This is a genomic window from Lactobacillus ultunensis DSM 16047 (assembly GCF_001436305.1).
Taxonomy (GTDB): Bacteria; Bacillota; Bacilli; order Lactobacillales; family Lactobacillaceae; genus Lactobacillus; species Lactobacillus ultunensis.
Genome location: NZ_AZFO01000042.1, coordinates 1 through 14,230 on the forward strand (window position 1 = coordinate 1; position 14,230 = coordinate 14,230).

At 35.7% G+C, this 14,230-nt stretch carries 13 protein-coding genes and 1 pseudogene; 6 read left to right on the forward strand and 8 right to left on the reverse strand.

The annotated features are described in order from the left end of the window. Positions 1 to 148: 148 nt before the first annotated feature. Positions 149 to 1,483 (reverse strand): SLC45 family MFS transporter, encoded by a 1,335-nt coding sequence (locus FC57_RS09325; protein WP_007125805.1) that lies wholly within the window; start codon positions 1,481 to 1,483, stop codon positions 149 to 151. 202 nt (positions 1,484 to 1,685) lie between these two features. On the opposite strand from FC57_RS09325, the gene FC57_RS09330 reads away from it, so the two are divergent. Beyond that, on the forward strand, positions 1,686 to 1,868 hold the full coding sequence (locus tag FC57_RS09330) for a hypothetical protein (RefSeq protein ID WP_007125806.1): 183 nt from the start codon (positions 1,686 to 1,688) through the stop codon (positions 1,866 to 1,868). Between the two features lie 40 nt (positions 1,869 to 1,908). Here FC57_RS09330 and FC57_RS09335 read toward each other — a convergent pair whose 3' ends face one another. Next, on the reverse strand, positions 1,909 to 2,481 hold the full coding sequence (locus FC57_RS09335; RefSeq protein ID WP_007125807.1) for an SGNH/GDSL hydrolase family protein: 573 nt from the start codon (positions 2,479 to 2,481) through the stop codon (positions 1,909 to 1,911). Continuing rightward, positions 2,478 to 3,515 carry an AI-2E family transporter gene (locus FC57_RS09340; protein ID WP_040529478.1) on the reverse strand — a complete coding sequence of 346 codons (1,038 nt, stop codon included), beginning with the start codon at positions 3,513 to 3,515 and terminating at the stop codon, positions 2,478 to 2,480. Before FC57_RS09340 ends, FC57_RS09335 begins: the two co-directional genes overlap by 4 nt. A 261-nt stretch (positions 3,516 to 3,776) precedes the next feature. Between FC57_RS09340 and nrdJ the strand changes: the two genes are divergently transcribed. Genes nrdJ through FC57_RS09360 form a run of 4 tightly spaced genes read left to right on the forward strand, consistent with a single transcriptional unit; the run spans position 3,777 to position 7,518 of the window. Beyond that, positions 3,777 to 6,011 (forward strand): ribonucleoside-triphosphate reductase, adenosylcobalamin-dependent, encoded by a 2,235-nt coding sequence (gene nrdJ, locus FC57_RS09345; protein WP_007125809.1) that lies wholly within the window; start codon positions 3,777 to 3,779, stop codon positions 6,009 to 6,011. Positions 6,012 to 6,028: 17 nt separating this feature from the next. Continuing rightward, the gene (locus FC57_RS09350) at positions 6,029 to 6,427 is read left to right on the forward strand and encodes a DUF4430 domain-containing protein (protein ID WP_007125810.1); all 399 of its coding nucleotides are present in this window, start codon (positions 6,029 to 6,031) and stop codon (positions 6,425 to 6,427) included. Positions 6,428 to 6,430: 3 nt separating this feature from the next. Next, positions 6,431 to 6,955 (forward strand): ECF transporter S component, encoded by a 525-nt coding sequence (locus tag FC57_RS09355; RefSeq protein WP_007125811.1) that lies wholly within the window; start codon positions 6,431 to 6,433, stop codon positions 6,953 to 6,955. Further along, a complete protein-coding gene (locus FC57_RS09360) occupies positions 6,955 to 7,518 on the forward strand; it encodes a cob(I)yrinic acid a,c-diamide adenosyltransferase (RefSeq protein WP_007125812.1) in 564 nt (187 codons plus the stop codon). The genes FC57_RS09355 and FC57_RS09360 overlap by 1 nt, the downstream gene beginning before the upstream one ends. Before the next feature lie 45 nt (positions 7,519 to 7,563). Here FC57_RS09360 and FC57_RS09365 read toward each other — a convergent pair whose 3' ends face one another. The 4 genes from FC57_RS09365 to FC57_RS09380 all read right to left on the reverse strand — a co-directional run bounded on the left by FC57_RS09365 (position 7,564) and on the right by FC57_RS09380 (position 12,257). After that, complete coding sequence (locus tag FC57_RS09365; protein WP_040529479.1) at positions 7,564 to 8,337, reverse strand: putative ABC transporter permease; 774 nt, start codon at positions 8,335 to 8,337, stop codon at positions 7,564 to 7,566. A gap of 98 nt (positions 8,338 to 8,435) precedes the next feature. Beyond that, positions 8,436 to 9,872 carry an LPXTG cell wall anchor domain-containing protein gene (locus tag FC57_RS09370; RefSeq protein ID WP_007125814.1) on the reverse strand — a complete coding sequence of 479 codons (1,437 nt, stop codon included), beginning with the start codon at positions 9,870 to 9,872 and terminating at the stop codon, positions 8,436 to 8,438. 204 nt (positions 9,873 to 10,076) lie between these two features. Beyond that, positions 10,077 to 11,477: a C69 family dipeptidase gene (locus FC57_RS09375; RefSeq protein WP_007125815.1), complete on the reverse strand. Its 1,401-nt coding sequence runs from the start codon at positions 11,475 to 11,477 to the stop codon at positions 10,077 to 10,079. A gap of 93 nt (positions 11,478 to 11,570) precedes the next feature. Continuing rightward, a complete protein-coding gene (locus tag FC57_RS09380) occupies positions 11,571 to 12,257 on the reverse strand; it encodes a YczE/YyaS/YitT family protein (protein ID WP_007125816.1) in 687 nt (228 codons plus the stop codon). A 263-nt stretch (positions 12,258 to 12,520) separates the two neighbouring features. On the opposite strand from FC57_RS09380, the gene FC57_RS09385 reads away from it, so the two are divergent. Continuing rightward, positions 12,521 to 13,846: an APC family permease gene (locus tag FC57_RS09385; protein ID WP_007125818.1), complete on the forward strand. Its 1,326-nt coding sequence runs from the start codon at positions 12,521 to 12,523 to the stop codon at positions 13,844 to 13,846. A gap of 65 nt (positions 13,847 to 13,911) precedes the next feature. On the opposite strand, the pseudogene FC57_RS09390 reads toward FC57_RS09385, so the two are convergent. Beyond that, positions 13,912 to 14,230 (reverse strand): annotated as a pseudogene (locus FC57_RS09390) (hypothetical protein); the annotation flags it as partial.

Consider the following 14,230-nt stretch of genomic DNA (forward strand, 5'->3'; position numbering starts at 1 on the left):
ACAAGACCCAATGGTTGAACACCAAGGATGTTGTTAAGGACTAATTTGTAGATCAACTATTAACTAATCTCTTTAACATGAATAAACACAGCAAAAAATGCACGTAGTCAAATCTGGCTACGTGCATTTTATTATTTTCTATTTCAAATTATTTTACGTAAGTTTCCTTAATATTAATTACTGATAAAGCAGCTAAGAATCCTGAAATACCAGTGATCAACATCATAGCTGGCATTGAATTGCCAACCATTGGGAAAATAATGAAGCTAAGAAGTGAAGCAACGATTTGTGGTAAACAGATGGAACAGTTAAACAACCCCAGATAAGTACCCATATGCTTGCCTGATAAAGCGTTAGATACCATAGTCAATGGATAAGTGTTCATCCCTGCCCAACTGATACCAATTAAGATGAATGAAACAATCAGAAGCATTTGTGAATGGATCAAAAAGACAGAGGTATAACCAATCGCACCTAGTAATAAACTAAGCCCATAACCTAATTTATGGTGGTTATTTGGCACTTTAGCTAATACATATGACCAAATCACAGCGGCAATTGATTGAACAGCAGTTAAAACGCCAAACCAGTTACCAGCGATTTGGTAACCAGATGATGATGCATTAGTTGTGTTCCATACATTTTGGGCAATTGTACCAGTAGCATAAGTAGAAAGATACTGGAAAGAAATCCAACAGAAGAATTGAACTAATGAAACTTGCCAAAAGACTTTTGGTGCCTTCTTTAACAATTCAATCCAACCGCCACCTTTTTCATTATCAGATTCCTTAATACCATGATAGCGTGCGTAGGTTTCAGGATCATATTCATGAACCCGCAAAATCGTGAATAATGATGTGACAACTAAAACAGCGGCACCCACATAGAAAGAAATAACTACAGATTGTGGTACAACACCCTTTTTAGCAGTATTGGCTACGCCTAAAGTAGTTAATAAGAATGGGAAAAAGGCAGCAATTACGGCACCAAAGTTGGACAACATACTCTGAATCCCATAGGCATATGATTTTTGGTCATCATTGACCATATCCCCAATCATCATCTTAAATGGCTGCATAGCCATGTTAGAAGCTACATCCAGAATAGCTATCGCTACAGCCCCAAAGATTAAAGCTTCAAGTGAGCCGTAACCTAAACCAAAACTACCTACATTAGGCAAAATAATCATTGTGATCACCGCAAAAATCATTCCGACTAATAAATAGGGTAATCTTCGACCAATCTTGGGAATCCAAGTACGATCTGATAAAGAACCAATTCCTGGCTGTACAACTAAGCCTGCAAGTGGTGGCAAAATAAAGAACCAACCCAATTTAGTTGGATCCGCACCTAGGGTTTGGAAAATCCTACTCATTTGTGAAGTTTCCAAAGTAAAGGCTATTTGTACGCCTAAATACCCTAAACTAATCATCCAAATTGTCATGCTAGCTAACGTTGGCAATCCCGTTTTTTCTTGCTCCATTTAGTTTTCCTCTCTTTGTAAATCGCTTTCAATAGTTTAAATATAGTTGCTACTGTAAGAGCTTTCAACATATATTTGGATGTTAACGGTAACTAAATTTAATAAGTAGATCTTTATTTTTTCTAAAATTAAAGTACTTTATCTACTCTCTTTTTCTTCTTAAGTAGTAGAATATTCTCATAGATTTATGGAGGTATAAAACATGCTTTCACTGATATTAACAATCTTTTTGATTTGGCTTTTCTTCAAGTTAGGAATTGGCCTAATCAAGATTTTCGGCTTTTTAATTATTGCCGGATTAATTTTTGCATTTTGCGCATACTTGCTTATTCCATTCTTAGCTTTAGTAGCTGTGGGTGGTTTGCTGTTTGCGGCAATTAGATAATTTAGATGAAAAGCAAAAAGAGGTCTAACGACCTCTTTTTTTACATGCTCTTTAAATTTTGAATGATTAATTTAGCTAAAATTTCATATCCTAAATCTCCAAAATGCAAACCATCATTTTTAATTCCCCGGGAAATTTCTTTCAAATCACCCGCATTAATCATTGCCTGACATAGATCGGCGTATTGAAAATGATATTCTTGAGCTACTTTTTTTACTGCTTGAGCATATTTTTCTACTAATGCATTATTGCGCACATGTTGTTTAGTTTCATCAACAGCTGGAGGTGAAACAAGCAAAACATGCGGCGGATAATATTGGCAAATCACTGCGGAGGCGATTAATTCCATATTTTGTTTGAAATGTTGTAATGGTACTTGCTTATGCGTAGCCAAGTCATTGGTTCCAAGTAAAATCACTAAATTATCACATTGTTTTCTGCTCAAAACCAATTCGTTTAGTCTAGCAAAAAATGCACCAGAGTTAATCCCAGAAACAGCTGTATTTTCAATTTCAACATTAGTTAGACCATGTTTTAAATTCCAATTAATATGAGGTTCTTTTTTGCCCTCATTGCGAGCAATAATACTGTCTCCTGTTAACAACAGCCTCATTTGGATAACACTTTCTTTTTGCCCTTTTTAGATGGTTTAATATCCAGTACATCTAATAAGAAAGTAAAGATTGGTACGCCAACAATTAAGCCCCAGGTGCCCCAAAAATGTTCTGCCACTAGCAACACTAAGAAAGTATAGAAGATAGGAAGTTCTGTCTTGCTGGCCATAAATTTAGGGTTTAACACATAAGCTTCAATTGCATGAATAATCATAATCATGATGAAAATATAAATAACATAGCGAATGCCACCTACTGAATAGCCCACAATACTGAGGGGTATCAATGAAATAATTACACCTGCTACTGGAACCAAGCTTAAAATGAAGACCATCAAGCCTAATGCAATAATCTGCGGCATCTTCATTACAGCTAAACCTATCATCGTCAACACTGTATTACAAATAGCAATAAAGAATTGAGCTTCTAGGACTACCCCGAAAGTATTAGTAAATTTTTTGCCGAAATAGCGAATATCCTCAAATAGCCATTTCAAGTAACCACTTCTTACAAATAAAGCAGAAAATTCTCTCATTTTGTCTAGTTCAATAGTGTAAAAGAAACTCAAAATAAGAGACATGAAAGTAGCAATCGTCAATGTGCCGATACTTGTAGCGGTATGAAACGCAATTGTCATCGCATGCTTAGCTTGTTCAATCAATTCTGCTTTGCTAATATAACGCGTTACATATGACATTAAGCGTGACGATTCATTGGATTCATAAAAAGCCATCACGGACTTAATCATTTTAGTGATTTGTGCTGCTAACATCGGCAAATAAACCGTTATAACGAAATATAGCAATGCCAATATAATCAAAAAGGTAATTACGACTATTACCCCTGTTGGCATTTTAGGCAGATAGCGTTGTACTAAATGGATCAAATGCACAATGACATAAGTAAAAATAAATGTTAACAAAATTGTGTTCGTCATTGCTCGCATTTCATACAAAAATGCAACGATTAATAAAAATACGATAAATCTGCGTAAAGGCACATTATTTTTAAATCTTTGCCAAGCTGTATCCATAATTAAACCTCGTTTTTCTATAGTCTGATTGTACCATGATCCCTTTTTTCTTTTATGCAAATTTAAAGCTATATCATTTCTTAATGAAAAATTTCCGATTTTCTTTATTCCCTGATTTAAATAGGATTTGCATTTTACAAATCAAAGCTATTCACATTAAATTGTGTTCAAACCACAAGATATTGTGGTACATTTAATTATGCGTTCATACATGATGTATTTTTGTGAAACAAATATAATTATTAGGAGTGAGAAAATATCATGCAATCTACTGAAATCAAACTAGATCAAGCCTTTATTGATCAAGTGAAACATGAAATTAAACCTCACTGGGGTGAATTAGGCTGGGTAACCTATAAAAGAACTTATGCCCGTTGGCTACCGGATAAAGATAGATCCGAAAATTGGGATGAAACAGTCAAACGTGTGATTGAAGGCAACATCAATCTTGATCCTCGCTTGAAAGATTCCCCTTCTAAAGAAGTAATAAATGAATTAACCGACGAAGCTAAAAAACTTTTCCGTCTGATATACGGTTTATCCGCTACACCATCTGGTCGTAATTTATGGATTTCAGGAACTAATTACCAAAAACGGACAGGTGATTCTCTAAACAATTGCTGGTTTATTGCCATTCGCCCACAAGAATACGGCGATAGTCATATCATTCCTGCCTATATTGATAAAAGACAAAAAGCTGTTTCCATGCCCTTTTCATTCTTATTCGATCAATTAATGAAGGGTGGCGGCGTTGGTTTTTCTGTCGTTGATGAAAATATCAAGCAAATTCCTAAAGTTGATCAAAAGGTCGACTTAACTGTAGTAATCGACAAGAAGAGCAAATCACATGATGCTTCTCTAAAAGTCGGCGCTGTTGACAAAGATGAATGGGAAAAACAAAATCCTAATCAAGATGATGTAATTTACTACAGATTACCTGATACTCGTGAAGGCTGGGTATTAGCTAATGCACGTTTAATTGACATGCACTTTAACGACACTAATCCTGACAAGAAAAACAAGCTTGTACTTGATATTACGGATATTCGTCCATATGGTGCTAAGATTCATGGCTTTGGCGGAACAGCTTCAGGACCAATGCCTCTAGTTGAAATGTTTATTGATGTTAACAACGTAATTAATGCCCGTGCAGGACAAAACCTAACAGCAGTTGATGCAACTGATATTTGTAATTTAATCGGTAAAACTGTAGTAGCTGGCAATGTTCGTCGCTCAGCTGAACTAGCATTGGGCTCAAATGATAACCAAGACTTCATCAAGATGAAACAAGATAAAAAGAAACTTTACCACCATCGTTGGGCTTCCAACAATAGCGTGGCCATTGATTCACAATTTAACAATTATGGTCCAATTGCTGACGGTATTTTGCACAATGGTGAACCTGGTATTGTAAATCTTGATTTATCACGCAATTACGGCAGAATCACTGACGGCTACCAAGCCGGAATAGACGGTGATGTTGAAGGAACTAACCCATGCGGTGAGATTTCTTTAGCAAATGGTGAACCTTGCAACTTATTCGAAGTCTTCCCTTATATTGCCGAAATGCAGGGCTGGGATCTAAAAGAAGCCTTTGCGTTAGCTACTCGTTTTGCCAAAAGGGTTACTTTCAGTCACTACGACTGGGAAGTCTCAAGAAAGATTATTCAAAAGAACCGCAGAATTGGTATTTCAATGTCTGGTATTCAAGATTGGCTATTAAATGATTTAGGTCACAGAGTGGTAGTCGGTTTTGAAGATGCAGTTGATGCGGAAACTGGTGAAAAAATCAAAAAGCCTATTTACGATCAAAAAGCGGTTAAGAGGGTTGATGGCCTTTACAAAGCCGTTGTGGCTGCTGATCAAGCCTACAGCGATGAATTAGGCGTCAAGCCATCAATTAAGCATACGACGGTTAAACCTTCAGGTACGGTGGCTAAATTAGCCGGTGTGTCCGAAGGAATGCACTTCCACTATGCTGGTTACTTAATTCAACGAATTCGATTCCAAGCAAGCGATCCACTTTTACCTGCTTTAAGAGAATGTGGCTATCATACTGAACCTGATATTTATACTAAGAACACCATCTGTGTCGAATTTCCATTACGTGCTGCTCATGCTGACAGCAAACATTTTGCTTCAGCTGGAACTGTTTCAATTGCGGAACAATTTGCGACTCAAGCATTCCTGCAAACTTACTGGTCTGATAATGCAGTCAGCTGTACTATTACTTTCCAATCAGACGAAAGTGGAGAGATAGCTCCGCTTTTACATCAATACAGACATACGATTAAATCAACTTCCCTGCTTCCTTATTACGGCGGTTCACTCAAGCAGGCGCCTAAAGAGCCAATTGATAAAAAGACCTACGAAGAAAGAGCCGCAATGATCACTGACGATGTTGAAGAAGTTTTTGAAAAACAAAACGATGATCAAAAAGGATTAGAAATTGTTGGTCAAACCGACTGTGAAGGCGGAGCTTGTCCAATTAAGTAATTTTATAAGGAGAAAAAATGAAGAATAATCGTAGATTTAGCTTATTTTTTACAATTGTCGCATTTTTAACATTAGTTTTAACAGGATGTTCTAGCAACAACTCTTCTAATGCCAAAAATACTACTAAAAATCAAATTTCTGTTAACTATACCTTGAAAGAAGGCAAGAAAACTGTCGATACCAAGACTGTAAAAATCCCTAAAAAGAAAGCTAAAGTCATTACAGGACTTAAGAAGGCTTGGAAAGTCCAAGAAACTAAAGGTTTTGTCACTGCTATTGATGGTAAAAAGCAAAATCCTAAAAAGAAGATCTATTGGACTTACACGATTAACGGTAAATGGGCATCAAAAGGTGTTGATTTACAATCTGTTGCCAATAAAGACAAGGTCAAATTTACGTTAGATAAGGTGAAGTAATATATGGTTACTGAGCGAGTGCAAATTAGGCAAATAGCCTTAATGGCCATGCTTACAGCAATGTGTGTTGTGCTACGCATTTTTAAAATTATTCCTATTCCCAATGTTCAGCCAGTAACAGATATCTTAATGATAGTTACGCTAAATCTAGGGATTGGTTCTGGAATTACCTTAGCCGCATTAACAATGCTTATTTCCAACATTTATTTGGGCTTTGGTATCTGGACAATTCCCCAAATTTTAGCCTATACCGGTTGTATTTTAACAGTCGCATTCTTAGCTAAAGTACTGCCACTTCAAAATCATTTTTGGTTACAAGTGGCACTTGCGACATTTTTAGGTTGGGAATATGGCTTCTTAGTAGACTTAGGAATGACCATTTTTGGCGGTCTACCTGCTTTCATCGCTTATTTAGTTTCCAGTTTTGCCTTTGATACCTATCATGCAATCGGCAACTTTGCCTTTTACTTTGTTTTATATAAACCCGTAACTAAAGCTCTTGAAAGTTATCAACGGAGATTAGTCTAATGACATTAAAAATTTATACGAAGGTTGGCGATAAAGGCTTAACCAAGCAAGTTACCGGTAAAATGGTACCCAAGTATGATTTACAAATCGAAGCATTAGGAAATGTCGACGAATTACAATCATATCTTGGCGTAGTAATCGCTAATCTTTCCCAACAATGTCAGCAATTACATACAGAATTACAAAATGTGCAACGTAACTTATATGAATTACAAGCCGATATTGTAGTAAAGCATCACAATAAAATTAGTGAAGATCATGTTAAACAACTTGAAAAAAGAATTAATGAATTGACCTCTAAAATTCCTTCTATTCCTGAATTCATCCTGCCTGGTGGTAAAATTACTGGCGCTAACTTACAATATGCCAGAACTATTGCCAGACGTGCGGAGCGCTCCTTGGTTAAGTTAAGCTTGAAAGAACAAAAATTAGCTGATTGTGACTTAGAATACATGAATCGTCTATCTGATTATCTTTTTATCTTAGGTCGATATGCGAATGTCCTTGATGGCTACACCGAAGTTAAAAGTAAAGTCAAAGATAAAAATAGAATAAACGGCTAACAAAAATACCGTTACCCCAATAAAGGTAACGGTATTTTTGTGTGATTAGCTTTCTTTTTTCAAAATATCTTTTTTTATTTCCATAAATTTAGGAGCATCTAAAACCTTTAATTTAGGGAAGCTTCTAAGAAATCGTTTATGATTCCAACTCAACGGTTGAGGTCTTAATTCGTTAAAATGTTGAATAACGGAATGATGCCAATCGCCAACTTTAAGTTTGCCCTTCTCAGACATACGACTCTCAACCCGAACTCTTACACGTTCAATAAAACTATTAATATGCTCGTCCCACATTCTTGTTGTTGTATGAAATCTTTCGACACTGATAATAGTTAAAATGGTATCAATACCCATTACTATCGTAATACCTACGGCTAACCAACCATGGGTATCTCTTTCTTCAATATTAACAAGTGATTGAACAAAAGGCTGAATAAATTTGACTAAAAAAACTACTCCTACACCCCAGAATAAAGAGATAACCGGTGCAACACGACCTTGGATATTTCCCCATAATTTTGAATAATCCCATAACCTTATATGAAATACTTTTTCAAGAAACAAACTAGCAACAAACTCAAATAACGTGGCTACGATAATTCCTACTATGAAGAGTAAAAATATATTATTCTGTACATCATGAGTACAAATTAGGATTGTCGTTACTGCAAAGCCATAAATTGGACAATATGGCCCGAATAAGAAACCACGGTAATCATAATGACGGTCCTTAATTGAACAATAGCATGTCTCCCAAAGCCAACCAATAATGGAATATATAAAAAATAAAACAATAATTTCAGAAATAGTGTACGGCATGTTAGTATCTCTTTCACTATACAAACTTATATCTCCATAATACGTGAAAGAGTGTGTTTTGGCTAATGAAAATTAGAGTTTTCCTATTAAAATAGTATTTATTCTTTCAATTTTAACTTAAAAGCTACTACTCCACTCCCTAAAATAACCAAACCAATTGCAGTTAAAATAACGGTAGAACTTTCACCTGCTTTAGGCAGTTTATTTGAACTATGTTCAGTTACGTGATCTACATGTTTAATGTTCCCCTTATTATTTGCCTTACTTAACTTATCATCCTGATCTGAATTCTCATCTAAAACATTGACAATATCTTTAGCCCTTTTCGCCTTAGATATACGAGTTTCAGCTAACGGAGTTGGTGTATTATCAAAACCCTTCAACCGAATTGGTGAAGAAGTATCAGGAAGAGATAATACTTTATTTTTATCTAATTTCTTTTGTTCATCATTGACATTATTTTTGTTTCTTTTTTCTTTGAAAAGTAGATCCATTACCTCGCGGTAAAGTTCTAAATACCTATCTTTCTTGCCATCTTCCGTCTCTCTTCTTTTATTTCCTTGGCTTTTATCTTTTGGACTTTTCTTTGAAGATTCCAAATCAAGAAGTGTCGCAACAATGCATTTACTATTTCCATTTTCTATTTTTCCTCCATAAATACTTTCATTAGTAATTTTTCCATTCTTAAGATAACCAACTGTAACTTGATTCAATGCTTCAATTTTCTTATTATCAATTACTTTAGTTTGGTATCTAATGATAATTGGCTGATTAGCATGATCTTTGTTGTCAAACCACAATTTCATGCCATCTTCAGCAATTTCAACATTATCTTCATTTAATTTGATCTTTTTGCCACAAGTTTCAGCTTCTAAAGAGTCCCTATCTAGCAATAAACCTATAGGAATCTCATTTGAAACTTCGATCGTATCCGTTTTTTCTTTTTGAGGATCAATCTTTATTTCCCAGGAAATTTCATCTTGTCGCTCATTATAAAATCCATTAACTTCAGCCGAAAGAACTACTGATTCAGGTCTAGGCTGACCAATAACATGTAGCTTCTCACTCAAATCTCCAGCTTGAATGAACAAATTTTGACTATTCTTAGTTGGATTTTTAATCTGAATATCAAAATCAACTTTTCCAGATATATTCTTGAAATCCTCAACTTTTTCATTAAAAGCAATCAATACACCATTCTTAGTAACAGTATATTCACCTACTTTATATTCCTTACCTTGTTCATCTTCAGCAATTAAATTACTTTTCTCCGGAATTCCTTGAATAAAAGCAGGTTTATCATTTTCCCATGAAATAGCCATTGAACTATTACCTTTAATTTGACATTGTCGATCATTAAAATCCGCTCGAACATGAACAAAATCATCATTGAAAACGGCCTTATTATACTTTGGATTTATACGTAAGGCCGTAAAATTCTTGCTTAGATCTGTTGTAGCTGCCTGTACGGTTCTAGCCGTTTTAAATATCGCTAAAATTGTAAAGAAGGCAATACCCACAAGAACCTTTCTCATCAATCTCCCCTCACTTATTCTCAAATTTATTAATTGAAATTATACAGAGATTAATTGACTTTACATCTGGTTTTGACAAGAAAAAATGCAGTTGTCTTCTTTTGTCCACAATTTTCCGACAGATTTGCTTTTTTGTTCAAAAAATAAGCAAAAGCTTATCAAAAAAGCCCATCATTTCTGATGAGCTTTGACTAATTCGTCTAATTAATAATTCAATCTAATTTGAAGTGATCCAGTTTCCACACAATCACCAAAACATTTCATTGCAGCATTATATGTAGCTTGAGCTGTCTTTTCATTTGCTTTTTTAAGCTCTGCTTGTAGTTTTTCACCATCAAGATCATTAACACTAGTATCGGTTTCTAACAAAACGTGACGACCAGCAGCTAATGTATTCTGCTTCATTTCTTCAATTGATGCACTATAACGAAATGGATGTTCATCAGCAATAGTAGTGATTGCATGAGTCAACCAGTACATATCCCTAATATCAAAGTGTTCCTTAGTATCACGGTATGTGCTTGGCGTGTCGCATACATTAGTGTAATAAGGTGCAATGCCGTTAAATGCGTTAGGACCAAAGGCTACCCATTGAATGCCTGCAATCTTTTCTGGAACATCATTTCTAATTTGTAAAATGGAAAGTTCTTGATTACGTTGAAAACCGATTGGACGAAAAGCATGACGGTCTGCATCGGTTCCTTTTAAGCCGTATGGATCGTACTTAGTATTTTGATAACGTGATGATAAAGCGTATTTGAAATCTTCAATAGTAAGCAAATGTTCTGGCTTTTTGGCAAATGGCAAGTTAGGATCATCAGGTTCACGAACGTCACTTGGATTGAATAATTTTTGAATATACCACTGACGTGGGATATTGTATTCATAATCTGAATCAGCGTGACTACCAAAAACATGGCGAAGATTATAAGGATTGCCAGTGTGGTCAATATCCATGTGGTTATCCTTGATCATTTTCTCAAGATCAGCAGAAGCCATGGTGTTATCGCTATTAAAATCGAAGTCGGTAATGCTGAACCAGTTAGGTGCAGCAACGTAGCAATCATCTGGGACTTTTTTTGCTGCCCAATGATGTCCACCAATAGTTTCCATGTACCAAACTTCGTCTTTATCTGAAAAAGCAACACCGTTTGATTCATAAGTACCATACTTTTCCAAATACTTACCCAATAACTTAACGCCTTCTCGAGCTGAATGAATATATGGCAAAACAATCGTTACAAAGTCTTCTTCACCGATTCCTTTTTTATTCATCGGATCAACGCCTAAAACGCGTGAATTCGTAGTACTAGTTTCTGTAGCGGACATAGCAACGTTGGCCGCATTAATGCCAGCTTCACCCCACCAGCCCATCTTTTTCATAGTTGATTCAAGCTCTGGTACGGCAGTATAGCGCATTGGATTCTTCGGTAACTCTACTTTGCATTTAGACGTTACAGATTGATAATCTTTTGGTTGTTTTTCAGGCGTTACAACGATGAAGCGTTTTGGATTAAAAGCGTGACCGTAATCTTCATTTCTAGCAACTAAGGTTGAACCGTCAGCAGTAGCCTTTTTACCAGCTAAAATTGTTGTACATGGCATATTTCTTTATCCTCCTATAAATATTCTTTTACTTCATTGTACGGCAAACGACAAGATTTTAGTCGAGCTCAAGATGAAATAATAAGAAATTGGTTAATTATCACGATCAGTAATTGGCTTAATAACGCGGAAATTGTGATGTAATGAATGCCATAAATGTCTATCGGCAAAAGCAATTAACGGACCATTGGCAAATAAGCAGATAATTGTACCAATATTGACTGAATATATTTTATGCGTCAGCGCTACACAAACAATAATGATTATCAAAGCTACGGAAAAATTTACAAGCTGCGCTTTAATTACATTGCCTTTGAAATATCTGAAACGAAGAATGTTAGTGGTGTCATCGGAGGGATGCATAAAAATGTTAGCTCGTTGGTAGAAAGAAATTGCACAACAAAAAGTGAAAATTCCAATAAAACATAGAATTATTTTTAGCCAGATAGGCAAATTAGGCACACCTAATTTATTGAAAAAATCTAAGAAAATATCGACAAAATAGCTAAAGAAACCTACGAATAATAATTCACCAAAAAAGCGTACTTTATCAAACTGTTTTATCAAAATTTGATTAACTATGGCAGCCAAGGCTCCGATAGTAAATATTGGTATTCCTACAGGTAAATGAAATAGATACGCAAGATTGACTTCTGAAGCTGTCCAGGGACTGGTACCCATATTAGTTGAAACAGTCAGACCGTTACCCACTGCATTTATTACTAAACCTGCAATTAACCCTGCAACTCTTCTCTTCATCGGATCATTTTTATTTGCCATTGAAATACCTCTTTTAGTACAAAAAATTAATTAACTAAAATATACACCACATTTGCATCTTCCACCATTTCATGCTATTCTAATAAAAATTTTATTTTTAGTGAGGCAACCATCATGAAGAATTTACATACCAATTTAACTTCAACTAGTTCTTCCTCAAGCTCTACCAGGCTTGGGTGATTTTGGTGTGTAAAAAATTCAACCGAATTCACTCATTTACTAAAATGTAGTGGATTCGGTTTTTTGTTTATGGAGAAATAATTATGGACAAAACAAATAATGAACTCAAACGTTCACTTGGCTTCTGGTCAGCTTTATCAATCGTTATCGGTACAATCATTGGTTCAGGCATCTTCTTTAAACAGGCTTCCGTCTTAGAAAACGCGCAATCTTCAACTATGGCAATTCTTGCCTGGATTTTGGGTGGGATCATCACTCTGATGGCTGGTCTGACAATTGCAGAAATCGGTGCTCAGATGCCCTACACAGGTGGCCTTTATATTTATATTGAAAACTTATACGGCCGAATCTGTGGCTTCCTAGCAGGCTGGATGCAAGTCGTTGTTTATGGTCCAGCAATTATCGCTGCTGTAGCTGGTTTCATGAGTATTTTAACAGCCAATTTTTTTGGCTTGAGTAGCGCTTGGCGCATTCCTATCGCAGTCATCGCCATCCTTTTTGTCGGTCTAATCAACTTTTTTAGTAACAAAGTTGGCGCGGCTTTCTCAATAATTACTACAATTGGTAAGTTGGTTCCAATTGCAGCTATTATCATCATTGGTCTCTTTTGGGGCGAAAATAATGCCTTGGGTCAAACCATTTCTGAAATTCACCGTGCTTCAGGTAATTTTGGCGTTGCCGTTTTATCAACGTTATTTGGTTATGATGGCTGGATCTTGATCGCCAACCTAGGTGGAGAAATGAAGAATCCTAAGAAAATTTTGCCTAAGGCCATCATCTTCGGAATCAGTGCCGTTTTGATCATTTATACTTTAATTACTATAGCTACGTTGCGCTTCGTTCCTGCTAATGAAATTTTGCGTTTAGGCGAAAATACTACCAGTTATTTAGCTACTACTGCTTTTGGCAAAATTGGTGGTAAATTAATCACCATTGGAATTATTGTTTCAATGCTTGGTACTTTAAACGGTAAAATGATTACCTTCCCAAGAATTGTTTATGCTATGGCTAAACGTCATGATTTACCTTTCTCACGTTTTCTTTCATATGTAACTCCTAAGGGAAAATCACCAGTTGTTGCCACCTTATTTATCATTGTTTTAGCAACAGTGATGATGATTTTCTTTGATCCCGATCGTTTATCAGACCTCTGCATTTTCACTATTTATATCTTCTATCTGCTTGCCTTCTTCGGTATCTTCATTCTGCGTAAGACCAATGAAGCTCCACGGCCTTTCAGTACGCCACTCTATCCTTGGGTACCAATCATTGCGATCCTCGGAGGATTATTTGTCGAAATCAGTGAGATTGTCAATGATCCACAAGGCATCTTGCTCTTTGTGGGTATTGTAATTATCGGCTTGCCAATTTTGTATTTGGTGAAAAAGTATTATGGCGAGAAGATATAAATATTTTCCAGGGAATATTACTAAAAAGGATTGCTAGATAAGTAGCAATCCTTTTAGTTTTTAGCTTAACTTTCTACTTGTACTAAAGTCTGACGTTTCTTTTCTAAATTCATTTCGATCAACATCATAATAAGGGTTATCGCAAGTAACATACCAGCAATTAATGCCGTGCTTCGTAATCCCCAAATATTTAATGCTTGTCCACCTACAAATGATCCTAGAACAATACCAAAACTAAACGATGAAATATTAAGAGAAGACGCAATATCCATTGATTCTGGCGTATAACTTTTAGCCAGAATCAAAATGTAAGATTGCAATACTGGAACACTCATAAATGCGAAAAGGCCTAAAATAATAATATTAATACGCGTGGTGCTAGTT

Coding starts and splice junctions, on each gene's coding strand:
- FC57_RS09325 (WP_007125805.1), bottom strand. CDS start 1,483: ATGGAGCAAGAAAAAACGGGATTGCCAACGTTAGCTAGCATGACAATT.
- FC57_RS09330 (WP_007125806.1), top strand. CDS start 1,686: ATGCTTTCACTGATATTAACAATCTTTTTGATTTGGCTTTTCTTCAAG.
- FC57_RS09335 (WP_007125807.1), bottom strand. CDS start 2,481: ATGAGGCTGTTGTTAACAGGAGACAGTATTATTGCTCGCAATGAGGGC.
- FC57_RS09340 (WP_040529478.1), bottom strand. CDS start 3,515: ATGGATACAGCTTGGCAAAGATTTAAAAATAATGTGCCTTTACGCAGA.
- nrdJ (WP_007125809.1), top strand. CDS start 3,777: ATGCAATCTACTGAAATCAAACTAGATCAAGCCTTTATTGATCAAGTG.
- FC57_RS09350 (WP_007125810.1), top strand. CDS start 6,029: ATGAAGAATAATCGTAGATTTAGCTTATTTTTTACAATTGTCGCATTT.
- FC57_RS09355 (WP_007125811.1), top strand. CDS start 6,431: ATGGTTACTGAGCGAGTGCAAATTAGGCAAATAGCCTTAATGGCCATG.
- FC57_RS09360 (WP_007125812.1), top strand. CDS start 6,955: ATGACATTAAAAATTTATACGAAGGTTGGCGATAAAGGCTTAACCAAG.
- FC57_RS09365 (WP_040529479.1), bottom strand. CDS start 8,337: ATGCCGTACACTATTTCTGAAATTATTGTTTTATTTTTTATATATTCC.
- FC57_RS09370 (WP_007125814.1), bottom strand. CDS start 9,872: ATGAGAAAGGTTCTTGTGGGTATTGCCTTCTTTACAATTTTAGCGATA.
- FC57_RS09375 (WP_007125815.1), bottom strand. CDS start 11,477: ATGCCATGTACAACAATTTTAGCTGGTAAAAAGGCTACTGCTGACGGT.
- FC57_RS09380 (WP_007125816.1), bottom strand. CDS start 12,257: ATGGCAAATAAAAATGATCCGATGAAGAGAAGAGTTGCAGGGTTAATT.
- FC57_RS09385 (WP_007125818.1), top strand. CDS start 12,521: ATGGACAAAACAAATAATGAACTCAAACGTTCACTTGGCTTCTGGTCA.